Source organism: Thiorhodococcus drewsii AZ1 (assembly GCF_000224065.1).
GTDB lineage: Bacteria > Pseudomonadota > Gammaproteobacteria > Chromatiales > Chromatiaceae > Imhoffiella > Imhoffiella drewsii.
The window spans coordinates 48,202-71,004 of record NZ_AFWT01000021.1 but is presented as its reverse complement, the minus strand read 5'-3'; the positions used below and the strand labels follow the sequence as shown (position 1 = coordinate 71,004).

Here is a 22,803-nt window from a genome sequence, read left to right as displayed (position 1 = left end):
CGGCGCGCGTTTCGCAGGTGAAGGCCTTGTTAGAGTTCGCGGGCGGCGTCCGCGCTCAACAAATTGTCTGCGGCGTCGTCGGCTCCGCTGGCCTTGACTTTGTCCTCGATCGTGCGATCCACCGACACGTCCCCGGTGGCGACGGGTTTGACGGCGTCGGCGGTGCGTCGCACCTTCGGTTGGCGCCCTGCGTGTACCCCGGCGTCACGATCGGCGCTTGCTGCAGCGAGCGCGTCGGCGTCGAACAGTCGTACCTTGTAGATCGGCTCCGGCATTACGATACCGGCATGGTCGAACGCCGATTTCACCGCGCGGATCGCCTCGCTGCGGACCTTCAGTAAGTCGACCTGCATCTGATCGATCCACGCATAACAGCGCAAAATCACATTGGAATCGCCCAGCGATTGCACGACGACGAGCGGTTTTGGATCCTGTAACACGCCCGTCACCGCCAGCAGTGTGCGCAAGGCCAGCGATTGCGCTGCGGGCAGATCTTGATCCGTGTCGACACCCACATCGAATTCGAAGCGGCGCTCCCGGTTGCGGGTGTAGTTGACGATCACGGCCTTGAACACTGCCGCGTTCGGAATGCGAACGTGGTTGCCATCCGGCGATAGCAGGATCGTCGCGCGCGAGGTCAGCTTGATCACGCTGCCTTGGTGGCCGTCGATATCGACGAAGTCGCTGACCTCGAAGGGATTGCGCAAGCTCAGTAGGATACTGGCGATATAATTTTCGACGGTGTCGCGCACCGCGAAGCCGACCGCCAAGCCGATGATCCCGGCCGCGCCGAGGATGGTGCTCAGCAGCGCGGTTGCATCGAGCAGACTCAGCGCCATCACCAGCCCCGCGATCACAAACGACACATGCGTGAGCTGTCCGAGCAAGTGGGCGATGAAGTGATTTGGGGCGATGCGCCGGAACAACCCCTGACGGGCCGCCAGCCATCGACCGGTGATCCAAAACAGCGCCAGGATGAAGAGTGCGAGCAGAAACAGCGGCAAGCCGACCAAGACCTGCTGCGCGAGCTTGACGATCTTGCCCCACATCGCCCGTAGCCGTGGTTGCAGCTCGCGGTTGACGCTGATGGTGTTCTCGACCTTCACGACGCCTTCGACTTTACGGGCGAAGGCCAGCGCCATTGTCTCCGTCGCGGCCGATTCGACTTCGCCGCTGAGGAACACGATCCCGCCGGAAACCCTGACCGACAACCCTTTCAGTCCATGGATCTCCGCGTAAATGGTCTGCAGCCGCTTACGGATCTTCGCGTCGTCCTTCTCGGAGTTGCCTGCGGAGATCACCTGCTCGCTCGCTGTTGCCGCCTCTTCTTTCTTTCCAGTCAGCAAGTCGGTCAACTCGTCCGCTCGCGGTGCAGCGACGGTTAGGAGCCAGCCTGAGATCAAACCGACAACCAAGAGTCGGTATCCGATCATTGGAATCCATTGCCCGCGCCCAATCCATCCGTGCGGAACGTCGCCTTTGTGCATGCTGAACCTCGTTACCAGATGAAGGTCTCCACGTCCGTGCCGTCCCATATCCAGCCGCCAATGGTTCAGGCGCCCAGTCCGATACGGGAGATGTTCGGATCGCTGCCGCCGAGAGTAGTGTATTCCATGGTTTCTCACGCGTTTAGATGGAGGACGGTCGGATAGACGCGCCGTGAGAGATTCTTGCTGGCCGCACCGAGTACGAAGATCAGGGCCTCTGGCCGCGCGTCGCCGAGGCGAGCCGTTCTTCCAATTCCTCGGGGGCGCTCGGGATGTCGCGCACGAAGGATTGATAGATCTTGAGCGTGTGGATCGGGAGCCGCTTGAGATAGCTCAACGACGAATAACCGGTGCCCCGAAGTCGTCGATAGACAGAGCGACGCCCAAGTCGCGAATGGCGTCGAGCTGGGCGATTGCCGGCTCGGCTTGCGTCATTGATGAAGCCTTCGGCGACTTGACAGTTTCGAGGACCCAGTTCGGTGTGATCCCAGCGACCGGCTTGGCATCGTCGAGCACGACTACGAGCAATCCCTATAGGGACGGTTGACGATCCTTATCGTCGCTGTAGCGAATCAGGGCGAATGGGGCGGTTAGGCGGAAAATGCGCCAGGTGAATCGGTGTGGAGGTCTTTCGGAGGTGCGCCGCAGTTTACAAACCAGGTACCACTGCTGGCGGCGAAACTTGGTACTCGATGCGCATTCATGCGACTCTAAGTCTTTGAATAATGGAGCCGATGGCCGGATTCGAACCGGCGACCTACGCATTACGAATGCGTTGCTCTACCAACTGAGCTACATCGGCACCGAGCGCGGTACTTTAATCGAAGCGTCAACGCGGATCAAGGGCGTTATGACGCGATTTCTCAATGACCCGATGTTTTGGGCTTTCGGTCCATCCTTTCCTCAGCCGCGAGCCGCTTCCAGTGCGTAGGGATCCGGCGCGAGGATCGGCGGGCGCTGCAGCAAGAGATCCGCGAGCAGGCGCGCAGAGGCGGGGGCGGCGACCAGGCCGTTGCGGTAATGTCCGGCGTTGAAATAGAGCCCCTCCACGCCTGGGTAGTGGCCGATATAGGGAATGCCGCTGGGCGATCCCGGACGCAGGCCTGCCCAGTGGTCTTCGATCGGGGTGCGTTTGAGGATGGGGAAGAGTTCGACCGCTGTGCGGTATAGCGCCTCCTTGGCCTCGGCGGTGGTGCTTTTGGCGAAGCCTGCGTGTTCCATCGTGCTGCCGAAGAGGACGCGTCCATCCCGACGCGGGATGACATAGTGCTCGCGCTGGAGCGTGATGTGATTGATCTGACCCGGGTGGCCGAAGAAGAGCAGCATCTGACCGCGCACTGGATGGATCTCGGGGGCGTTGCCGAGTTGTTCCAGCAGTTTGGCGGTCCAGGCTCCTGCGCAGATGACGGTCTTTTGGGCGAGGATCTTGCCTTTTGGGGTGCGTACCCCGGTGGCCTGGCCATTCTCGACGAGGAGTTCCAACACCTCTTCGCGTTCGCGGATCTGGATGCGTCGCTCCAGAGACTGACGCACGGCCTTGGCGAGCCGGGGCGCGCGAACCTGAGCGATATCCGGGAGCAGCAGGGCCGGATCCTGTCTCAGCTCCAGTTGCGGCTCGCGCTCGTGTAGTTTGGCGCCGAGGATGGTCTCCATGTGCACGCCATAGCGCGCGCCCCAGTCCATCGCAAGTGCCAGTTCGTCATCGAGCGCGTCCAGCATGAGCAGGCCACTGACGGTGAATTCCGGATCGATGCCGGTTTCGTCGTAGAGCGCGGTGGTCAGTCTGGGATAGGCCTCCTGGCTCCAGCTCACCAACTCGGAGACGGCGTCGGCGTAGCGCCACGGGTAGAGTGGCGACAGGATGCCGCCACCCGCCCAGGAGGATTCGCGGCCGGTCTGGCCCATTTCGATCAGCGTGACCTGCGCACCCGCGTCGGCGAGTTCGCGGGCGGTCAGCAGGCCGATGATGCCGCCCCCGATGACAAGTACATCACTCATGGGTTTGGTCCTCAGGTTGATGCTGCGGTCGAGCCTTTCCGGGATCTGTTTCCAGGATCAGCCGGCGGATTGGTTGTCCGTCAGTTCGCGCGGGAGGGCAAACACCACCTGCTCGCGGATTCCGTCCTGTTCCTCGATTTCGGTGGCGCCCCAGTCGCGTAGACAGCCGGTGACGCGCTCTACCAGGATTGCGGGCGCGGAGGCTCCTGCCGTCACTCCGATCCGCGATGAGGCGTTCAGCCATTCGCGCGAGATATCCTCGGGGCCGTCGATCAGATAGGCGCTACAGCCCTGTTTCTCCGCCAGCTCGCGCAATCGGTTGGAGTTGGAGCTGTTGGGCGAGCCGACCACCAGAAGCAGGTCGCAGCGTTTTGCAAGATCTCTCACGGCGTCCTGACGGTTCTGGGTGGCGTAGCAGATATCGCTCTTCTTGGGGCCTTGAATGGCCGGGAAACGCGCGCGTAGCGCGTCGATGATGTCGCGGCTGTCGTCCATGGAGAGCGTGGTTTGGGTGACATAGGCGACGCGCTCCGGATCGGGGATCTTCAGGTCGGCGATGTCCTTGACGCCTTCCACCAGCTGGATCGTGCCACTGTCGCCAGTGCACTGTCCGAGCGTGCCCTCGACCTCGGGGTGTCCGCGATGGCCGATCAGGATCACGCTGATGCCGTTCTGACAGTAACGCGCGACCTCAAGATGGACCTTGGTCACCAGTGGACAGGTTGCGTCGAAGAGTTTCAGTTCGCGTGCCTGCGCCGCCTGACGCACCGCTTGCGGAACCCCGTGCGCGCTGAACACGAGCGTGGCACCGTCTGGAACCTCGTCGAGATCCTCGATGAAGATGGCGCCGCGCTGTCTCAGTCCCTCGACGACGAAGCGGTTGTGCACCACCTCGTGGCGGACGTAGATGGGGGATCCATAGAGATCCAGAACACGTTCGACGATCGCGATGGCACGATCGACGCCGGCGCAGAAGCCGCGCGGATTGGCGAGCAGAATATTCATGGTGGGTGAGGATAGGCGAAGCTGAACGGATGAAATAAATGGAAATTTATGAGGTTAATGGGAACCCATTGGTTCCTCGTGGCTCCGGTGCGCAGACCCGAGGTCTGGCGTCGTCAATCGACATCGAGCACCTGGATCCGAATCAGCAGTCGTCGGCCCGAGAACGGGTGATTGAAATCGACGAGGACGTGCTGATCCTGCTGGGCGATGATGATACCGCTGGTCTCCTGTCCGCCGGAGGTGGTGAAGGCGACCAATCGGCCTGCAACCGGGCGTTGGTCGGTCGGGAAATCGGCGCTGTCGATCCAGTGCAGATTGCTCTCCTCGTAGGCGCCGAAGAGTTCGGATCCGTCGGCCGTTAGCTGGGTCTCCGTGCCCTCGGCGAGACCCTGGATGAGCGTCTCGAAGGCGGGCGTGAAGTAGCCGTCGCCAATGCGGCACCGGATGGGTTCCTCGTCGAAGGTGGACAGCGCCTCGAAGCCGTTCTCGAAACGGATCTCCAGATGCAGGCGCACCTCGCATCCTGGGGCGATGAGGGGGCCGGTGGAGTGGCAGGTTGGGTCCATGAAACGATTGGGTCTGGGGCGGTTGGGCGTATCTTGGCCGATGCTCGGACTAGATGAGTTCCTGGGTGACGAATAGATAACCGAGCGATAGGGTGACCACCGCGATGGCGAGGTAAGGGAGTAGAATGCAGATCCCTGGCAGGTCGTTGCAGATCTTGCTGTACTTACAGAGCGTGCAGTTTTTCATACCTGGTCCGTCCGTCGTGAAGTCTCAGCGGTGAGCCCTTGATGGGGCATTCTTAATTCTTTAAGTGACCGGAATCGACCGTCGCGATCCGACGTATCCTCACCCAATTCCGCGACGCGATCAATGCGTGCGTTCCTTGGAGCGCGCCGGTTTCTTCGTTGGTTGCGAGGGTGTCGCGCAGGACGACAGGCCCGGCCCCTTGTGCTCCTTTCAATCCCTGACATTCGAGGGCGGTTCTCTCTTGTCCAGTTCTTCATTCAATGACGTGACGTCTCCAGGCTCGGCTGGAGTCGAGGCGCAGGCTCCGAACATCGGTTTTATCAGCCTCGGCTGTCCCAAGGCGACCGTCGATTCCGAGCGCATCCTGACCCAGTTGCGCGCCGAGGGTTACGACATCCGGCCGGATTATCGCGATGCCGATCTGGTGATCGTCAACACCTGCGGTTTCATCGATGCGGCGGTCGAGGAGTCGTTGGGCGCCATCGCCGAGGCGATGGACGAGAATGGTCGCGTGATCGTCACCGGCTGTCTGGGAGCACGCTCCGAGATGGTCCGAGAGACGCACCCCGAGGTCCTGGCCGTCACGGGTCCGCATGCACTGGACGAGGTTATGACCGCCGTGCATGCGCATCTTCCGGCGCCCCATCATCCCTTCACCAGCCTGGTGCCGTCGCCAGGTGTCCGCCTGACGCCCCGGCATTACGCCTATCTCAAGATCTCGGAGGGCTGCAATCACCGCTGTAGCTTCTGCATCATCCCGAGTCTGCGCGGTGATCTGGTCAGTCGCGGCATCGGCGAGGTGCTCGACGAGGCCCATCGGCTGGTGGAGTCCGGGGTGCGCGAACTCCTGGTCATCTCACAGGACACCAGCGCCTACGGGGTGGATCTGCGCCACCGTCCGGATTTCTGGCGCAATCGCCCTTACCGGACCCATGTCACCGAACTCGCGCGGGCGCTCGGCGAGCTGCCCGCCTGGATTCGGATGCATTACGTTTATCCCTATCCGCATGTGGACGAACTCATTCCGCTGATGGCCGAGGGGCTGATCCTGCCTTATCTGGACATGCCGCTGCAGCACGGCGACGAGCGGGTGCTGCGGGCCATGCGCCGGCCGGCGGCGACCGAGAAGGTTCTGGAGCGTCTGGCGCGTTGGCGCGCCATCTGTCCCGATCTGATCCTGCGCAGCACCTTCATCGTCGGCTTTCCGGGCGAGACGGAGGCCGAGTTCGAGGGGCTGCTCGATTTTCTGCGCGAGGCTCGGCTGGATCGCGTGGGCTGCTTCACCTATTCACCGGTCGAGGGGGCGGATGCCAATGGGCTCGCCGATCCGGTGCCCGAGTCGCTCAAGCAGGAGCGTCAGGAACGCTTCATGGCGGTTCAGGCTGAGATCAGTCGCGAGAAGCTGGCCGCGCGGATTGGGCAGCGCCTGACCGTGCTGGTCGACGCGGTGGAGGATGACGCCATCATCGCGCGCAGCTATGCGGATGCGCCCGAGATCGACGGCGAGGTCATCATTCCGGGGGCCTGGGAGATCGAGTCGGGTGATTTCATCGAGGTCGAGATCACCGACTCGGGCGATCACGATCTCTGGGCACAGCCTATCGAATAGGCGTGCTGATCGCGGTCGAGGGGCTGTCCGTTCGAACCTGCCCTCGACCTGCGATCTGTCTGGGAGCGGTTTAGAAGGCCGGGCCGCTCTCCTTGCCGAGTTTCTTGAGGATCAGGGCCAGGGGACAGAATCCTGTGAAGGCGGACTGGAACAGATTGGCGCCGACGAAGGCGGTGAACCAGAGCCAGTAGGGGCTGACGAAATGTGCGAGGGCGACGGAGATGAGGATGAAGGCGCCCGCGACGGCGAAAACGATGCGTTCGATCGACATGGAATTCTCTAAACTTGTTTGTGAGGTGGATCGTTCAGGTTGCCGGGAGTCCTGGGGGTCGGTCAGGAGTCCAGGCCAGTAGATCGGGGCGGGATCTTACCCAGCCTGGTTTGCTGCGTCCAACGGTGTCCTTTCGGGACGGACGATCCTTCCTCGGGCGCGCCTGATGTCATGCACGACTCAGGGCTTCATCCATCGGGTTGTGGCGGGTGGCCGTTCATATGGACAACGACGACGTTGCGCGTTTGATCGAAGGTTTGATGCGGCCCGAGTCCTATCCCGGTCGGGTGGAGACGGTCGAGCATATCGAGACCCACATCTCTCACCTGATGCTCGCGGGCGATTTCGCCTACAAGCTCAAAAAGCCGATCGATCTGGGTTTCCTGGATTTCTCCACGCTGGAGCGCCGTCTGCATTGCTGCGAAGAGGAAATGCGCCTCAATCGGCGTCTAGCCGATGCGCTCTATATCGGCGTCGTGCCGATTTCCGGCACGCCGGACGCGCCCCGAGTCGAGGCCGAGGGTTCGGTGCTGGAGTACGCAGTCAAGATGCATCGCTTTCCGCAGGCGTCCCTGCTCGACCGTCAGCCGCTTTCCGGTTCCTTGATGCTTCGACTCGGCGAGCGTGTCGCCGACTTCCATGCAGCCGTCCAGTCGGCGGGGCCCGCGACCGGTTTCGGGACCCCGGATGCGGTGCTGGAGCCCATGTTGGAGAATGTTCGGGCCGTACGCGCGCGCGCGTCCTGGCCGGAGAATCTGTCGCGGCTCGACCGCCTGGAGGCATGGATTCACGAGCGCCATCGCACGCTGACCCCTTTGATCGAGCGTCGGTTGCGGCAGGGTTTCGTGCGCGAGTGCCATGGCGACATGCATCGGGGCAATATCGCGCTGGTCGGAGACGTCATCCATATCTTCGACGCGATCGAGTTCAATCCCGATCTGCGCTGGATCGATACCGCCAGCGAGGTCGCCTTCCTGATCATGGATCTGGAGCAGGCGGGGGAGGGCGGTTGCGCCGGTCTCTTCCTCAATCGCTACCTTGAACGCAGCGGCGACTATGGTCTGCTGGCGCTGCTCGATTTCTACAAGGTCTATCGCGCCATGGTTCGGGCCAAGGTGCTTGCGATTCGACTCGATCAGAGCGATCTGGAACCCGACGAGGCGGTCCGAGTGCGGCGCGACTGCACCCATTATCTGCAGTTCGCCGAATCCTATACCGTGCCGAGACAGCCGCACCTGTTGATCGCATGCGGTCTGTCAGGCTCGGGGAAGAGCTGCATCGCCAGTCGGCTGCGCGAGGTGCTGCCCTTCATCCATCTGCGCTCGGACATCGAGCGCAAACGCCTGTTCGGATTGCGTGAGAACGCCCGTACCGCGAGCGACCCGGGTTCCGGAATCTATTTTCCGAGCGCGACCGATTGGACCTACGATCGGTTGCGTCGGCTCGCCTCGGGCATCCTAGAGAGCGGCTACGATGTCTTGGTGGATGCCACCTTTCTGTCGCGGAGCCGACGCCGACGATTCATCGAGCTGGCGCGTCGGCATGGGGCCGGGTTCGCGATCCTGGCCCTGGAGGCTCCGCTGGAGATTCTGCGGCAACGGGTGATGCACCGTCTGGCCAGCAACGACGATGCCTCCGAGGCCAATGTGTCCGTGCTGGAGCACCAGCACGCCGAACGTCAGCCGCTCACCCCGAACGAGCGGATGCATGCGGTCGTGATCGACACCAGTTGCATGCCACCGTTTCCCGAGATCCTGGCCGAGGTTCGGCGGGTGCTGGGCATGGAAGCGCCAGAGGCGTTCAGACAGCCTCGGTCTCCTAACGCCTGAACGGCGGCGCGTCTGCTCATGCGGAGTTTCAGATCAGGATCATGACGACCCCCGCGACCATGAGCGCCCCGGCGGGAAGGCGTGCTGCGAGGTCCGGCTCACGGAATAGGAGTCCGCCGTAAAGGATGCCAAACAGGAGGCTCGTACGTTTGACGGCAATCATGTAAGCGACCTCGACCTTTTGGATGGCGAGGAAATGGGTGTAGACCATCACCCCGAGCAGGCCACCGATGACGAGGATCGGAATGGGTTTGCGCGCCAGCTTGCGCAATATGGCCGGGCGGGGCAGCAGCACGAGGGCGAAGACGCTGAGGCCCAGCAGTCCGTAGTAGAAGGCCCCGAACGTCTCGGGCCCGAGGTAGCGCATGGCCCCCTTCCCCAGGGTGGCCGTCACGCCATAGATGGCCGCGACCCCGAGCATCATGCGTGGTCCGGGATCGCTGGCGATGGCCGTCAGTGGACTGGCCCAACTGCGCCAGTCGCGCAGCCTCGCGTGGCCGCTGTTGAGTAGCCAGGCTCCCGCGACCACCAGCAGTACGCCGAGTGCGCCTCGCCAGGAGATCTGTTCGCCCAGGGCGAGCCAGGCGAAGCCCATCACGAACACCGGAGAAAAGGCCAGATAGGGTAGCGTCTTGGACAATGGATGATCGCGGATGGCCGCCATGTACAGCAGCATCGCGGTGAGTTCGAGCGGGATGAGCAGGCCGATCCACCCCCAGAAGGCGAGCGGCAGCTCGCCGAGCGGTGGCAGATGAACGAGCAGCGGGGTCATCAGCAGGGCGGGAACGCAAAAGCGTACGATCAGCAGTTCCAGTGCCGAGAATCCTTGCAGCCAGGCCTTGGTCGCCGCGTCGGCGCTCGCCAGGCTCAGCGCGCACAGCAGCGAGAGCGTGATCCAGCTCATGGGAACGGATGCAGATCCAGTGAATCGAGAATCGAGGATGAGGGCGCGCGTCGAACGGGTCGCCGTGGATCTTACGCGAGGTTGCTCAGCGGTACTGTGAAGAATTTCGATCGGATTCACATTTGTAAGGCTGGGCTGGGCAATTTTGTGGCGCTACTCTTGCGTTAGGGGGCATGGCATGGTCCTCTTTGGTCACGAACCTGTTGGATCAATTGCGGGTTCCGGTGCAGGCCGCGCCTTAGGCACTTGAAAAGGATGATTGGTCGCATATGTCCGCAACGATTCTGATTGTCGACGACCTCCCGGCGAATCTGCTCGTGATTGGCGAATTGCTACGTGACGCCGGTTACGACGTCAGGGCTGCGAATTCCGGTCCGGCCGCGCTTGAATATGCGGTCCAAGAGCCGAAACCGGATCTCATTCTGCTGGACATCATGATGCCCGGCATGAATGGACATGAGGTGCTGGCGCATCTGCGGTCCGATCCGCGAACCCGCGATCTGCCAGTGATCTTCGTGACCGCCATTGACAGCATCGACGAGGAGACGCGCGGATTGGAGTCGGGGGCGGCCGACTACATCACCAAGCCGATCGCGGCGCCTGTGGTGCTGGCGCGGGTGAAGACGCAGTTGGAACTCAAGCGTGTTCGCGACTGGCTGCGCGACAAGAACGCCTTCCTCGAATCCGAGGTCGAGCGCCGGGTCGGCGAGATTCAGGCCGTTCAGGCGGCCAGCGAACGTCTCGAAAACCGTCTCAATCATCGGCTGGAACTGATCCTCAGCTCGGTCGGCGAGGGAATTCTCGGACTCGATCGAGACGGCATCGTGAATTTCATCAACGGCGCGGCGGCCAGTTTGCTGGATTATCCCAAGGGGGAACTGCTCGGAGCCCGGCTCACCGGAATTCTTTGTCCTGACGAGGGGTGCTCAGACCTTCCGCGCACAGAAGATTGTCTGCTGCTCATGGCTGTTCGGTCGGGGCAGACACTGAGTGACCATGAGGAGCGCTTCTGCCGCAGGGATGGTTCCTGCATTCCGGTCGAATGTACCTTGATGCCCGTTATCGAAGGTGGCCAGCTGCTGGGTGCGGTCCTGAGCTGGCGCGACGTGAGCGAGCGCAACCGCTATTTGGAGCAGCTCGAACGCAAGTCCAACTTCGACGAGCTGACTGGTCTGCCCAATCGGAATCTGTTGTCCGACCGACTTGAGCGCGCGATTCGCCGTAGCCTCAAATCCAGCACGCCGCTCATGGTGGTCGCCTTGAATCTGGATCGATTCAAGAGCGTCAACGAGAGTCTCGGGCGTGACGCGGGGGACGTGGCGATTCGGGCAATGGCTGACCGCCTGCTCGGACTGCTGGGTGGCGGAGATACCCTGGCCAAGGTCGAGGGCGATGAGTTCGTCATCGTCGTCGAGGGTCGAGGGCCGGAGGGGATCAGCCGCTTCGCCCAGTCGATCCTGTCCGCGTCGCTCGTGCCCTTCTCTATCGGTGGGCGCGAGGTGGTGCTGTCCCTGAGCATCGGCATCGCCGTGTTTCCCAAGGATGGCGAGACGGTCGAGGCGCTTATCAGCAATGCCACAGCGGCCTTGATTCGGGCGAAGCGCGAGGGTGGCCAGCAGTTCCGCTATTACGCGCGCGAGATGAACGCGCGTGCGCTTGAGCGGTTGGATCTCGAAAACGATCTGCGTCAGGCGATCGAGCATGGCGCTCTGGAGCTCTATTATCAGCCTCAGGTCGATCTGCGCGGGGGGCATATCATCGGCGCCGAGGCGCTGGTGCGCTGGCCGCATCCGACACGCGGCTGGATCATGCCGGGTCACTTCATCCCGCTCGCCGAGGAGTCCGGTCTGATCGTGCCGCTCGGCGAATGGGTGCTGCGCCAGGCCTGTTTGCAGAACCGCGCCTGGCAGGCGGCTGGACTTCCGCCGATCAGCGTCGCGGTGAACCTGTCGGCGCGTCAGTTCGCCTCCTGCGATCTGGTGGATCTGACCGAGAGCATCCTGCGCGAAACCGGACTCGATCCCCATTTCCTGGAACTGGAGTTGACCGAGAGCGCGGCGATGTTGGACATCAACGCATTCATCAGGGCGACCAAGCGGCTGAAGGACCTGTGTGTCTCGCTCTCCATCGATGATTTCGGTACGGGGTTCTCGTCGCTCAGCTATCTGCGCCGATTTGAGATCGACCGGCTCAAGATCGACCGCTCCTTCGTGAACGACATCGTGCACGACCCTAGCAGCGCGGCCATCGTGACGACCATCGTTGCGTTGGCCCACAATCTGAATTTGGCGGCGCTCGCCGAGGGCGTCGAGACCGAGTCACAGGTCCGTTTTCTCCGCTCTCGCGATTGCGATGAGATGCAGGGGTTCTATTTCAGCCGTCCCCTGCCAGCCGACCAACTTGCTCAGCTGTTGGGTTCGGCTGGCCGGCTGCATATTGCCTCGGACCCCGAGGCGATTCCCAGGCGAACGCTGCTGGTGGTCGATGACGATCCGTTCGTTTTGGCCACCGCCAAGCGGTTGCTGGATTTCGACGGCTACCGGGTCTGTACGGCCCAGGATGGTCTGGAGGCACTGGAACAGTTGGCGCTGCACCCGATTGAGGTCATGGTCTTCGATGCGCTGATGCCGAGGATGGACGGCGCCGAATTGCTGGGGCGAGCGAGCGCGCTCTACCCCAATCTCGTCTGCATCATGACCTCCGGCTACAACGACTTCCAGACCCTGACCAATGCCTTGAATCGGGGCGCCGTTTTCAAGTTTCTGAGCAAGCCCTGGCACGAGGGGGCTCTGCGCGCCGTGGTTCGCGAGGCATTGCGCGTGGCCGAGGTCCGCGCGCGTCAAGATCAGGGCGTAACAGGAGGTGCGAAGCCGGATTCCTCCGGATCCGGTTGAGTCGATGCATAAGGCGAATTTCGGTGGCCGGCCAACCGGTGTAGCCGTGTCCAACGCGGCCTCGATGGACGCTCTGGTCGGCTTTCGACGCTGGCCGCTGTGGTCGCTCTATCTGATCGCCGTCCTGGCGGTCCTGCTCGCGCTGATGCTTCGCTCGGTAGTGGCCGTCTCGTTCCAGGGCGATCCCATCGTGCTCCTGCTCGTACCGCCGATCCTCTGCGCCGCTGCAGTCGGCGGCTTGGGGCCAGGGCTGTTGGCGACGTTGGGCGCGGCCCTCGGGCTTGCCTATACGGCCATGCCTCCCGTCGAGAGCTTCGTGGTTGCCGATGCCTATGATTCGGCGGAATTGGCTCTGCTCGTCATCTGCGGGGTGCTGATCAGCATTCTCAGCGAGCGGATGCACTGGGCGCGTCGTCGCTGCGAGGTGGTCCTGGCTCGGCAGGCCGTGACCTTGTCGAGTATTGGCGATGGGGTTATCACCACAGACCCGGAGGGGCTGGTGACCTTTGTCAACCAGGCGGCGGAACGGCTGCTTGGGTTGTCGACCGAATCGGTCGTCGGACGCTCGCTGCCCAGTGTCTTGCATCTGTTCGACGAACGGACCCACCGTCCCAGGACGGATGCACTGACCGAGTTTCTAGGGACGGGTATCCAGGTCGAGGAGCGCCACACTGTCCGTCTTCTATCTGCGTCTGAGACCGAGATCTCGGTCAGCCAACATGCCTCGCCGATCAAGATGGCGGACGGTCGATTGCTGGGTGGGTTGCTGGTGTTGCGTGACGAGTCCCGCCGCCGTGACGCGGAAGTCGCCCGCGACCGCGAGCGCGATCTGCTCAAGACACTGATCCGCACGCTGCCCGATCCGGTTTGGGTCAAGGATATCGACGGCCGCTATCTGGCTGGAAACGCCCGTCTCGAACAGCTGTTCGGGGTCTCTGAGGCCGAGATCCTCGGCCGCACCGACTATGATCTGGTTGCCCCGGAGATAGCGGATGCCTTTCGTCACCACGATCTCGCCGCCCTCGCGGGTGAGGTTCCCTGTGTCAATGAGGAAGAGGTTGTCTTTCTCAGCGACGGTCATCGCGAGTGGCTGGAGACCATCAAGGCGCCTATCCGCGACGCTAGGCACGCGTTGATCGGCGTTCTGGGGATTGGGCGTGACATCACGCCGACGCGTGAGGCGATGGCTGCGCTTCGGGCGAGCGACGCGCGTTACCGCGAGTTGTTCGAGAGTATCCAGGAGGGTTTTTTTCTGGCCGAGTTGATCCGGGACGAACGGGGCGAGGTCGTTGATTGGCGCTATCTGGACGTCAATCCGGCCCATACCCGCCTGCTGGATCTGCCGCGCTCGGCGTTCGTGGGGCATCGGCTCAAGGAACTCTATCCGGCTGCCGAGGACGCCTGGCTTCGGATCGCCGCTCGCGTGGTGACGCTCTCCGTGCCCGAGACGTTCGAGCTGGAATTCGCCGGGCGCTGCTCCGAGGTGCATTTTTTCGCGTCGCGCTCGGGTCGGCTCGCCTGTCTTCACACGGATATCACCGAGCGTAAGGTGGCCGATGAGCGTCTCCGCAAACTCTACCAGGCAGTGGAGCAGGCCCCGGCCGGTGTCATCATCACCGACACCGAGATCCGTATCGATTACGTCAATCCCGCCTTTTTGCGTCAGACCGGTTACACCGGGGAGGAACTTCTCGGCCAGACGCCCGCACTGCTCCAGTCGGGCAATACGTCTCCCGAGACCTATGCCTCGCTCCGCGATGCGCTGGATCGAGGCGATATCTGGAAGGGGGAGTTCCACAATCGTCGCAAGGATGGGACCCAGTATGTCGGTGCCGCCATCATTGCCCCGATCCGTCAGCCCGACGGGCGCATCACCCATTTCGTCTCCATCCAGGAGGATGTCACCGAGCACAAGCGTTTGGCGCGCGAGTTGGAGGGGTATCGTCAACACCTGGAGGAGCTAGTCGCCCAGCGCACCGTCGAGCTGGCCGATGAGCGGGAGCGCGCCGAGTCGGCCAATCGCGCCAAGAGCGTCTTCCTCGCCAGCATGAGCCACGAGATCCGCGCCCCGGCGAGCATCATCATCGGATTGGCCCATATGCTGCGCCGCGATCTGGGCGCGGGGCAGCAGGCTGAGCGTCTGGCGAAGATGGAGCGTGCGGCCGTCCAGCTACTCCAGGTCACCAATGACGCCTTGGATCTATCCCTGAGCGAGACGGATGGACGGTCGCTCGAAGCGCGGGATTTCAGGCGCGATGAGACGGGGGACGTCTCGGGTGGGGCGGAATCGACAGAGGATCCAGAGGTCACGGCCGATTCGGCTGGCTGGGATTCCGGGACTCTGACGCGTCTCCAGGCGCTGCTCGGCAAGGGCGATATGGCGGCCAACGATCTGGTCGTCTCGGAATCGGTTCTGCTCGGGAGTCGGCTCGGTTCGGAGTATGCGCGTCTGTGCGCTCTGGTCGAGCGCTTCGAATACCGTTTGGCGCTCGACCTGTTGCGGACCTCTCTTTCGGAGGTGCCCGACCGAGAATCTGAGGAGCGTCGCTGATTCAGGTGTCCTCCAAGCGGCCGCGTTCGGCCATGCGTGCGCACGCCAGAGAGATGCAGTCCGCCGACAGGACATCGACCCCAGCGCCCTTGCGATGGGCCTGCTCGCTGATTTGGCGACGCCAGGCCCGCGCGCCCGGCTGGGCCTGAAACAGCCCCAGGATGTGCCGACTCATGGTCCCGAGCGGGGTGCCTTGCGCCAGCTCGCGCTCGGCGTAGCGGATGAAATCGTCGAGGACCTGGAAGCGGTCCGGTGGCGCTCGATCGTCGCCAAAGATGCGTCGGTCGGCCTCGGCGAGGATCCAGGGATTCTGATAGGCCTCGCGCCCGATCATGACGCCGTCGAGCTGGGTCAGAAACTCCGCCGCTTCGTCCAGCGTCTTGATGCCGCCGTTGACGGCCATGGGGAGATCGGGGAAATCCCGTTTGAGCCGCAGGGCCACGTCGTAGCGCAACGGCGGAATGTCGCGGTTCTCTCTCGGGCTCAGTCCGCTCAGCCAGGCCTTGCGTGCGTGAACGATGATGGCGTCGCAGCCGGCCTCCGCCTGGGCGCCGACGAAATCGACCAATTCCTCGTAGCTGTCGCGGTCGTCGATTCCGATCCGGGTCTTGACCGTTACCGGGATCGAAACCACGTCCTTCATCGCCTTGACGCATTCGGCGACCAGTCCAGGCTCGGCCATCAGACAGGCGCCGAAGCGTCCGTTCTGGACCCGGTCCGAGGGACAGCCGACGTTGATGTTGACCTCGTCATAGCCCCAGTCGGCGCCGATCCGTGCGCAGCGCGCCATGTCGGCCGGGTCCGAGCCGCCGAGCTGGAGCGCGAGCGGGTGCTCGGCCGCATCGAAGCGCAGATGGCGCTCGCAGTCGCCATGGATGAGCGCACCCGTGGTGACCATCTCGGAGTAGAGCAGGGTGTGGCGCGAGATGAGGCGAAGGAAATAGCGGCAATGCCGGTCGGTCCAATCCAACATCGGCGCGACCGAGAGTTTCATGTATTCAGTATTCACCAGGTGTTTCAGTTAGATGCTTGGTTGAATTGAGGATTCATATGTTTAGACGCCGGCCGGGCTCGGCCTGAATTGGCCCTATTTGTTGCCCTCGGTGCTACGGCAGTGGTCGATGAACTCTTGTGTCGGCACCGCGAGCGATCGCGGCCGCCATCACCTCCTTCACGCGGAGGCGACGGACTGAACGCCCGGTTCGGCTCGATCAAGATGGCGACGCTCTGATCCGAGCGCCATCAAACCACGATCGGCGGCCTCATCAAAGCCTGTGGCTGGGGTATGGAATGTCTTTCCAGGAGGGTGTTCATCGCGCCGAGCGGTTTGCAAGGGATCTCGGAGAGATCGCCTTGCCGCTCGGTCGCTTCGGATCATGCACGATCTTGCGCATTGGGACGCGCTGCCGCGTGCAGTGCCCAGTCCCTGGGCGCACGCCCCATGCATTCCTTGTAGATCTTGCTGAAATGGCTGAGGCTCGAAAAGCCCACCGCATAGGCGGTCTCGGTCACGCATTCTCCCCGTGCGAGCAGTCGCGAGGCGGCCTCGATGCGCGTCCTGATCAGGTATGTCCGAACCGTGGCTCCGAACAGCGATTTGAATCCGGACTGAAGGCGTTTTTCGCTCATGCCGACCCGTTCGGCAAGCCTTGGGACGGTCCAGTCCTGCTCATATTGCTCGTCGAGCAGGCGGCGCGCATCCAGCAGGGGGCGCCGGTCGCGCGCGGCCGAGGTGCCATTCCAGGCATCCGCAGCGAGCAGGTCGGACAGCACCAGTGCCAGGGCTTCGTCGATCTTGGCTCCGAGATAGAGTGGCTGTAGTGCGACGTCGATGCGTCCGCCGCCGAGAATGTCGCGACCGACGCGCATCAGGTCGTTGGAGGCGACGATTCCCGCCATGAAGGCACCCTGGGCAGGCAGGCTGCAATCCTCGACGAGGTTCGGCGGATGTTGCAGTCGGGCCGGATCGCAGAAATGGGGTAAGGCGTTTGCTGGGATCGAGAACTCCACCAGCTGCATGGATTGTGCGCCCACGAGATCGTCATGGCCCGTCACTGTCTGCTGGGTCGACATCACGACCGCCATCCCTGGGGACAGGGCCAGCGATGGGCCGCCCTGCAAGCGCATATGCGAACGTCCCTCCAGCTGAATGCCGATGCGGAAGGCGGGTTCGCAACGCCCGCTCAGGGCCAGGTCGGTGTCCAGATGCGTGTTCCAGCAGCTGATGCAGCGCCCTCCGGGCAGCGTCCAGTTCAGCGGGATCTGGTCATGGACCGGGTGGGCGCATGGTCGGCGATCGGCCTCGACGCCCTCTGTCGTGCTTTCCATTCTCGGGTCATCCGTCTCTCGATCGTTCCGAAAACCGCATGTCCCGGCGCATTACCGTTAGCGCAATTTTCGATAATAAATATCATTTGCCTTTAGCGCGGGCCGAGTATCTCCCGGCGATGTTGTGGCTGTCCAGCGACGCGACCCAGTCGCGTGCGCTCCGCAGCCCTGCCTCGGGAGGTGAGGGCGCGCGCGATGGGGCCCGGGTTCGGATTCGGGGGTGAGTCTGCAACGATAGAAGACGCGAGCATGATAAAGCAGAAGGTTTTGACTCCGGTGATCGCGGTTGCCGCCGCCGTCATCGTCGATGGCGCTCAGGCAGTGAGCGGCGGTGAGGACGGGGTGTTTCTCGAGCCCATTACGGTGACCGCGACCAAACGGCCGGAAAGCGATTTCGATATCGCCGGTAGCGTAGACGTCGAGTCCCGCGAGCAGCTCGTCGAGGCCGTCGTGAACGACACCGACGAACTCGACCGTGTCTTCCCCGAGCTGCTCTCGGTCGGGCGCAGCTCGCGGGTCTACAACATAATGACCTTGCGGGGACAGGCATCGGCCGATTTCTTCAGCCCGAGCACCAGTTTCTATCTCGATGGCGTCCCGCAGCTGCCGCATGCCTTCGGGCAGACGCTACAGGAGGTCGGGCAGGTCGAATTGCTCAAGGGACCGCAGGGCGCCATCTATGGCCGGGGTGCGCTTGGCGGTGTGCTGAGCATCACCAGCCGCCGGCCCGGCACGGAGCCCGAGCTGTGGGGCAATGTCCAGGGATTCGAGCGCGGTTATCGGGTACGGGCGGGCGCCAGCACGGGGTTCGATCGCAACGGCCTGGCGATCCAGGGCAGCATGATGCGTGCCGACGAAGACGGAACGCTCGACGATGCCCTGAACGGTCGCGACGATCTCGACGATCGCGAGAACACTGCGGGCAGGCTGTCGATTCACTATATGTCCGAGAATCTGCCGCTGGAGATGCGTCTGAAGGCGCGCGCCGAGCGCTACAGCTCTCACGAGGAGTATTACGTTCCCTACGCCCCGCTCTCGCGTTCGCAGGTCGAGCCGGTGGTGAAGACACCGTGGCTCGAGCGCAAGATCAAGGACGTCTCCTGGGATCTGGAATACAGCCCGAATGTCGACTGGACCATCACCGGGATCCTCGCCAGACAGACCGTCGATCTGGAGCGCACGTTCGGCCCCTACGGCGTCGACACCGTCGAGGCCCAGAGCAGCAATTACGCCGAGCTGCGGGCCAATTACGAGGGCGCGGCCCTGACCGCCGTCATGGGGATCTCCGCCCAGCGTCTCCGTTTCGAATATCAGGACGTCAATTATGGCGAGGCGGCCGGTTACATGGGTGGGCCCTACACCGAGAACGAGATTCTCAACTATGCGGTCTTCGCCGATACCAATTACCGCTTCGCCGAGCACTGGGAGGTGAGTCTTGGCACGCGTGTGGCTCGGGAGGATGCCGAGGTGAGCATGCTGATGCCGGACGCGAACGGCTCGGACGTCATGCAAACCTACACCAACGACGAAAGCTTCACGGCGGTGACTCCGCGCTTTGCGCTCGCCTGGCTGCCGAACGACCAGATGCGTCTCTGGGCCGCCGTCGGACGCGGCTTCAAGCCGGGCGGCTTCAACAAGGCCGGGACCAGCGATGCCGATCTCGTCTCCTACGACTCCGAGATCGCCACCAACTTCGAGATCGGCCTCCGGTGGCGCAGCCCCGGGCGCCGCTATCAGGCCGAGGCCACCCTGTACGCCATCGACAGTCAAGACGTACAGGGATGGATCGGACCGCCCGGCCTTCAGATCCTATCGAACATGGGCGACGCCACGAGCCGGGGCATGGAGTTGCAGGCGAAGATGCGCTTGGCCGAAGGCCAAACCTTCACGCTCGGCGGCATGGTCAATCGCAGCCGCTATACCAGCGGCGAGTTCGATGGCAAGGACGTCGCCTACACCCCGGGGTACAGCGCGCTCGTGGCCTGGGATGGCATCTTCGGCATGCGCGACCAATGGCGTCCGCGTATCGCCTTGCGTGCGACCGGGCCGCATTATTTCGATACCGAGAACGACTTGCGCCAGAGCGCCTACGCCCTGCTCGAGGCCTCCCTGATGTGGCACAGCAGGCATGGCTTCGAGCTGGGTGTCTACGGCCGCAACCTGACCGACGAGCTCTACCGCGTCTATGGCAACAGCGCCGTCGGTGCCCAGTTGGGTGCGCCCCGTGAGATCGGGGTGCAGCTGAACGTCGAGATCTGAGGGCTCGAGCCCGGAGGCGTAAGCAAACGGGCGAACGATGAGGGGATATCCGACCGGGACAGCCGGGCTTCCCAGTCTCAGAAGATGTCTCTATCGCGGCCTTGGCTATGTTGGGCACTGCGGTGCAGTGCCATGCCGATTAGGCGATACGTTGCAGCTTAATCTGTTCACGCTCATGGTGAACCTGCTCTTCTCTCATGCGTTCGGCGGCATTGGCGATCTCGAAGAGAAAATAGGCGCCGCCCTCGTAGAGCAGGTCGTTTTTCAGGGCGATCCCGACCTCCTCATAGTTGGGAAAACCGCGCATGACCGCCTTTTTTGCCACGCGATGGGCCAGGGCCTCGGTGTGGAAGTTGCCGATGATCAGGTCGTAGGCGTCGTGCATCTTTTCGGCATCCTCGAGGTCTCCGACGATCACCTGGTCCGCCTCGATGTCGCCGAGGATGGGCGAATCGACCGTCGAGATCGCCAGGGCGATCTTGCCGCCCACCTCGCGCAGGGAGGCGGCCATGGACGCCAGATGATCGGGCTCGGCGACCAGCAGGAAACGGGTCTGGCCGATGGAGAAATGGCTGTCGAGCATGGCGTCCTGCAGCCGCTTGCGCCAGCGTTCCACCACCGGCGGAAGCCTGTCCCCCCGGCCGCTCGTCTCGAGCAGCCAGGCGACCAGCGCGTCGGTTCCCTGCAGACCGTTCACATGATCGAAGTGGCGGTGCTGGATGGCCGGATTCTTCTTCTGCAAGGTTGTGCCGACGGGCTTGACGGAGGCCCCGAGGGTGACGACGAAGGCCGCATCCGCGAGCTGCTTGACCTCGGCGACCGTGACACCGCCGCTGCTCAGGGACGCCTGCTTCTCGCCCAGATGATTGTCGAGCGAGGAGGAGAGATCCGGGACGGCAACGACCTTGAAGCCGAAGGATTCGATGAAGTCGCGGAGCTTCTCCACCTCGATCGGCTGCAGACTGACATGGGGGACCAGGACGATTTTTTGGGCATCGATCCGGTCGCAGGGCTCGGTGAGCTGATCGATCAGCGCCTGGGTCGTCAGGGCCCATCCGCTCTCCAGTCCGCCCTGGTAGTCCGGGGTGTTGACGTAGACCAGAGGCACGTCGATTTTGCTGGCGATGCCGCGGAGATCGTCACCCTTGGTTTCGGTCAGTCCGGTGGTATGGACGCCGATCAGCTCGGGGGCGACCTTGTCGTGGATGTTCTTGACCGACTCGAGGATGCTGTAGTCGCCGCCGTCCAGCACGGCGATCACGTCGTTCACTGCGGTCGTCTGCAGGGCAATGGGCTCGCAGAAATGGCGGGTGAACATCACCTTGGTGAAACTGGCGCAGCCCTGACCGCCGTGCATCAGTGGCATGCAGCGGTCGACGCCCAGGAACGCCAGGGTCGCACCCATCGGCTGCGAGAGTTTGTGCGGGTTGACCTGCAGCGGCTTGCCCGATTTGTGTCTTACTTCTGCCATGGTGCCTTCCTGTCGACCAGTTCGAAGACCGGATTCTGTAACGAGTTCTTGAGGTCCTCGGCGAGGACCAGCAGCCCGTCGTAACCGCCGTAGCTCTTCTTCTTCTCCTGATTGACGTCGGTGAAGGCGATCCGCTTCTTGATCGCGGTATAGAGCGAGCGGCCTCCGGCCAGGAGCAGATGGGCCCCTGTGTCGTCGATCACCTTCGCCTGCTGGGTCGCCGGACTGGTCATGAGAATGGCGTTCTCGCCGAGATATTCGCGCGCCTTGGCCTTGTCCGCCTCGGTCGACTTGCGCACGGATGTCGCCACCACCTCGATCCCCAGGTCCTGCAGCGCCGAGGCGATGGACCAGGCCTTGTTGCCGCCGGTGTTGAGCACCGCCTTCTTGCCAGCGAAGATCTCGCGGTACGGGACCAGCTTCTCTTCCAGCCGGGCCTCCTCGCGGGCGATCAGGGCGCGGGTGCGCTCGATCAGGTCGGCATCGCCCAGGGCCTCGGCGATGGCCAGGATGCTCTTGGAGGTATCGGTCTTGCCGTAGAAGGAACAGGAGATCCAGGGGATGCCGTATTGCTCCTGCATCTTGCGGGTCATGGACACCAGGGACTTGGCGCAGACGATGACATTGAGCTTGGCCCGGTGGGCCGTGCGGATGCTGGCGATGCGGCCGTCGCCGCTGAAGGTCGAGAGCACGCGGATGCCGAGCTCTTCGAGCAGATGCCGATAGCGCCAGAGCTCGCCGGTGTTGTTGTGCTCGCCGATCAGGTTGATGTCGAAGGGGGTCGTCTCCTCCGGCTCCTTGGTCCCGATCAGGTGTTTCAGCACGGCCTCTCCGGCGATGCGGCTACCGAGGTTCTTGGCACCGACGAACCCCGGTGCATGCACAGGCACGCAGGGGATGCCATGTTTTTCGCTCCGTTGCTTGCAAACGGCGTCGATGTCGTCCCCGGTCATGGCGGGGACGCAGGTCGAATAGACGAACACGGCCTCGGGCGCGTAATTCGTAACGATATGGTCGATGGCTGCCGCCAGCTTCTTCTCGCCGCTGAAGATGACATCGTTGTTGCTGATGTCGGTGGCGAAGCCGGTCTGGGTCAGATCGCGCCCGGACCAGCTGGTCGGCGTCAGGCGTGTCTCCCAGGCCCCGCCGACGCAGGACATGGGGCCATGGATCAGATGGGCGGCGTCGGCGAAGGGAAAGAGGGCGATCTGCGCCCCGTCGAGGGCGCAGCCGCCGGTCGTGGCCCCGGGCGTGGGGGCGTTGCACGACCCTTTCTTGCCTTTGTTGTGTTCGCAGGCGCTTTCGGCGAGCAATTCTTTGATTTTCGGTTTGGATGACACGAGGCGTTAGTTTCCGTTCTTAAAAGTGGGATCTGAACCGCCTGGATCACTCCAGGGCTCGGGCATGGCTCCAGTCTCTAACCGAGCGAGTCTCGATTTCAAGT

Annotated in this window: 18 protein-coding genes and 1 tRNA gene; 5 read left to right on the top strand and 14 right to left on the bottom strand. The window is 62.9% G+C overall.

Features of this window, described 5'->3' with window-relative positions:
• Positions 1-29: 29 nt before the first annotated feature.
• The 8 genes from THIDRDRAFT_RS14885 to THIDRDRAFT_RS26395 all read right to left on the bottom strand — a co-directional run bounded on the left by THIDRDRAFT_RS14885 (position 30) and on the right by THIDRDRAFT_RS26395 (position 5,243).
• Positions 30-1,355 carry a mechanosensitive ion channel family protein gene (locus THIDRDRAFT_RS14885; protein WP_216725637.1) on the bottom strand — a complete coding sequence of 442 codons (1,326 nt, stop codon included), beginning with the start codon at positions 1,353-1,355 and terminating at the stop codon, positions 30-32.
• 340 nt (positions 1,356-1,695) lie between these two features.
• Positions 1,696-1,824: a hypothetical protein gene (locus tag THIDRDRAFT_RS27110; RefSeq protein WP_281054769.1), complete on the bottom strand. Its 129-nt coding sequence runs from the start codon at positions 1,822-1,824 to the stop codon at positions 1,696-1,698.
• Entirely contained in the window at positions 1,821-2,003 is a 183-nt protein-coding gene (locus THIDRDRAFT_RS26815) for a hypothetical protein (RefSeq protein ID WP_245535855.1), read from the bottom strand. Before THIDRDRAFT_RS26815 ends, THIDRDRAFT_RS27110 begins: the two co-directional genes overlap by 4 nt.
• A gap of 210 nt (positions 2,004-2,213) precedes the next feature.
• Positions 2,214-2,289 (bottom strand) — tRNA-Thr (locus THIDRDRAFT_RS14875).
• A gap of 101 nt (positions 2,290-2,390) precedes the next feature.
• Positions 2,391-3,485 (bottom strand): glycine oxidase ThiO, encoded by a 1,095-nt coding sequence (gene thiO, locus THIDRDRAFT_RS14870; RefSeq protein ID WP_007041691.1) that lies wholly within the window; start codon positions 3,483-3,485, stop codon positions 2,391-2,393.
• Between the two features lie 57 nt (positions 3,486-3,542).
• Entirely contained in the window at positions 3,543-4,490 is a 948-nt protein-coding gene (gene ispH, locus THIDRDRAFT_RS14865; protein ID WP_007041690.1) for a 4-hydroxy-3-methylbut-2-enyl diphosphate reductase, read from the bottom strand.
• A gap of 113 nt (positions 4,491-4,603) precedes the next feature.
• Positions 4,604-5,056, bottom strand: coding sequence for an FKBP-type peptidyl-prolyl cis-trans isomerase (locus THIDRDRAFT_RS14860; RefSeq protein ID WP_007041689.1), 453 nt, complete (start codon positions 5,054-5,056; stop codon positions 4,604-4,606).
• 49 nt (positions 5,057-5,105) lie between these two features.
• Positions 5,106-5,243: a hypothetical protein gene (locus THIDRDRAFT_RS26395; RefSeq protein WP_007041688.1), complete on the bottom strand. Its 138-nt coding sequence runs from the start codon at positions 5,241-5,243 to the stop codon at positions 5,106-5,108.
• Between the two features lie 265 nt (positions 5,244-5,508).
• Between THIDRDRAFT_RS26395 and rimO the strand changes: the two genes are divergently transcribed.
• Positions 5,509-6,852: a 30S ribosomal protein S12 methylthiotransferase RimO gene (gene rimO, locus THIDRDRAFT_RS14855; RefSeq protein ID WP_040844999.1), complete on the top strand. Its 1,344-nt coding sequence runs from the start codon at positions 5,509-5,511 to the stop codon at positions 6,850-6,852.
• Between the two features lie 70 nt (positions 6,853-6,922).
• Here rimO and THIDRDRAFT_RS14850 read toward each other — a convergent pair whose 3' ends face one another.
• Positions 6,923-7,123, bottom strand: a complete 201-nt coding sequence (locus tag THIDRDRAFT_RS14850) for a YgaP family membrane protein (RefSeq protein ID WP_007041686.1) — start codon at positions 7,121-7,123, stop codon at positions 6,923-6,925.
• A gap of 221 nt (positions 7,124-7,344) precedes the next feature.
• Here THIDRDRAFT_RS14850 and THIDRDRAFT_RS14845 point away from each other — a divergent pair, with 221 nt between their 5' ends.
• Complete coding sequence (locus tag THIDRDRAFT_RS14845; protein WP_007041685.1) at positions 7,345-8,952, top strand: bifunctional aminoglycoside phosphotransferase/ATP-binding protein; 1,608 nt, start codon at positions 7,345-7,347, stop codon at positions 8,950-8,952.
• A 28-nt stretch (positions 8,953-8,980) separates the two neighbouring features.
• On the opposite strand, the gene THIDRDRAFT_RS14840 is transcribed toward THIDRDRAFT_RS14845, so the two are convergent.
• Positions 8,981-9,856, bottom strand: coding sequence for a DMT family transporter (locus tag THIDRDRAFT_RS14840; RefSeq protein WP_007041684.1), 876 nt, complete (start codon positions 9,854-9,856; stop codon positions 8,981-8,983).
• A 269-nt stretch (positions 9,857-10,125) separates the two neighbouring features.
• Here THIDRDRAFT_RS14840 and THIDRDRAFT_RS14835 point away from each other — a divergent pair, with 269 nt between their 5' ends.
• Both THIDRDRAFT_RS14835 and THIDRDRAFT_RS14830 read left to right on the top strand, forming a co-directional pair.
• A complete protein-coding gene (locus tag THIDRDRAFT_RS14835; protein ID WP_007041683.1) occupies positions 10,126-12,750 on the top strand; it encodes an EAL domain-containing protein in 2,625 nt (874 codons plus the stop codon).
• 4 nt (positions 12,751-12,754) lie between these two features.
• Complete coding sequence (locus THIDRDRAFT_RS14830; protein WP_007041682.1) at positions 12,755-15,301, top strand: PAS domain S-box protein; 2,547 nt, start codon at positions 12,755-12,757, stop codon at positions 15,299-15,301.
• A gap of 1 nt (position 15,302) precedes the next feature.
• Here THIDRDRAFT_RS14830 and dusA read toward each other — a convergent pair whose 3' ends face one another.
• Complete coding sequence (gene dusA, locus THIDRDRAFT_RS14825; RefSeq protein WP_007041681.1) at positions 15,303-16,295, bottom strand: tRNA dihydrouridine(20/20a) synthase DusA; 993 nt, start codon at positions 16,293-16,295, stop codon at positions 15,303-15,305.
• Positions 16,296-16,675: 380 nt separating this feature from the next.
• Complete coding sequence (locus THIDRDRAFT_RS14820) at positions 16,676-17,629, bottom strand: helix-turn-helix transcriptional regulator (protein WP_007041680.1); 954 nt, start codon at positions 17,627-17,629, stop codon at positions 16,676-16,678.
• 249 nt (positions 17,630-17,878) lie between these two features.
• Here THIDRDRAFT_RS14820 and THIDRDRAFT_RS14815 point away from each other — a divergent pair, with 249 nt between their 5' ends.
• On the top strand, positions 17,879-19,888 hold the full coding sequence (locus THIDRDRAFT_RS14815; protein ID WP_040844982.1) for a TonB-dependent receptor: 2,010 nt from the start codon (positions 17,879-17,881) through the stop codon (positions 19,886-19,888).
• Positions 19,889-20,027: 139 nt separating this feature from the next.
• On the opposite strand, the gene nifN is transcribed toward THIDRDRAFT_RS14815, so the two are convergent.
• Both nifN and nifE read right to left on the bottom strand, forming a co-directional pair.
• Positions 20,028-21,359, bottom strand: coding sequence for a nitrogenase iron-molybdenum cofactor biosynthesis protein NifN (gene nifN, locus THIDRDRAFT_RS14810; RefSeq protein ID WP_007041678.1), 1,332 nt, complete (start codon positions 21,357-21,359; stop codon positions 20,028-20,030).
• A complete protein-coding gene (nifE, locus tag THIDRDRAFT_RS14805; RefSeq protein WP_007041677.1) occupies positions 21,347-22,699 on the bottom strand; it encodes a nitrogenase iron-molybdenum cofactor biosynthesis protein NifE in 1,353 nt (450 codons plus the stop codon). Before nifE ends, nifN begins: the two co-directional genes overlap by 13 nt.
• Between the last annotated feature and the right edge of the window lie 104 nt (positions 22,700-22,803).

Bases quoted from the DNA above. Each gene is read 5' to 3' on its own strand.
- thiO (WP_007041691.1), bottom strand. From the start codon at position 3,485: ATGAGTGATGTACTTGTCATCGGGGGCGGCATCATCGGCCTGCTGACC.
- ispH (WP_007041690.1), bottom strand. From the start codon at position 4,490: ATGAATATTCTGCTCGCCAATCCGCGCGGCTTCTGCGCCGGCGTCGAT.
- dusA (WP_007041681.1), bottom strand. From the start codon at position 16,295: ATGAAACTCTCGGTCGCGCCGATGTTGGATTGGACCGACCGGCATTGC.
- THIDRDRAFT_RS26395 (WP_007041688.1), bottom strand. From the start codon at position 5,243: ATGAAAAACTGCACGCTCTGTAAGTACAGCAAGATCTGCAACGACCTG.
- THIDRDRAFT_RS14840 (WP_007041684.1), bottom strand. From the start codon at position 9,856: ATGAGCTGGATCACGCTCTCGCTGCTGTGCGCGCTGAGCCTGGCGAGC.
- THIDRDRAFT_RS14835 (WP_007041683.1), top strand. From the start codon at position 10,126: ATGTCCGCAACGATTCTGATTGTCGACGACCTCCCGGCGAATCTGCTC.
- THIDRDRAFT_RS14850 (WP_007041686.1), bottom strand. From the start codon at position 7,123: ATGTCGATCGAACGCATCGTTTTCGCCGTCGCGGGCGCCTTCATCCTC.
- THIDRDRAFT_RS14815 (WP_040844982.1), top strand. From the start codon at position 17,879: ATGATAAAGCAGAAGGTTTTGACTCCGGTGATCGCGGTTGCCGCCGCC.
- THIDRDRAFT_RS14845 (WP_007041685.1), top strand. From the start codon at position 7,345: ATGGACAACGACGACGTTGCGCGTTTGATCGAAGGTTTGATGCGGCCC.
- THIDRDRAFT_RS14860 (WP_007041689.1), bottom strand. From the start codon at position 5,056: ATGGACCCAACCTGCCACTCCACCGGCCCCCTCATCGCCCCAGGATGC.
- nifN (WP_007041678.1), bottom strand. From the start codon at position 21,359: ATGGCAGAAGTAAGACACAAATCGGGCAAGCCGCTGCAGGTCAACCCG.
- THIDRDRAFT_RS14820 (WP_007041680.1), bottom strand. From the start codon at position 17,629: ATGGAAAGCACGACAGAGGGCGTCGAGGCCGATCGCCGACCATGCGCC.
- THIDRDRAFT_RS14830 (WP_007041682.1), top strand. From the start codon at position 12,755: ATGCATAAGGCGAATTTCGGTGGCCGGCCAACCGGTGTAGCCGTGTCC.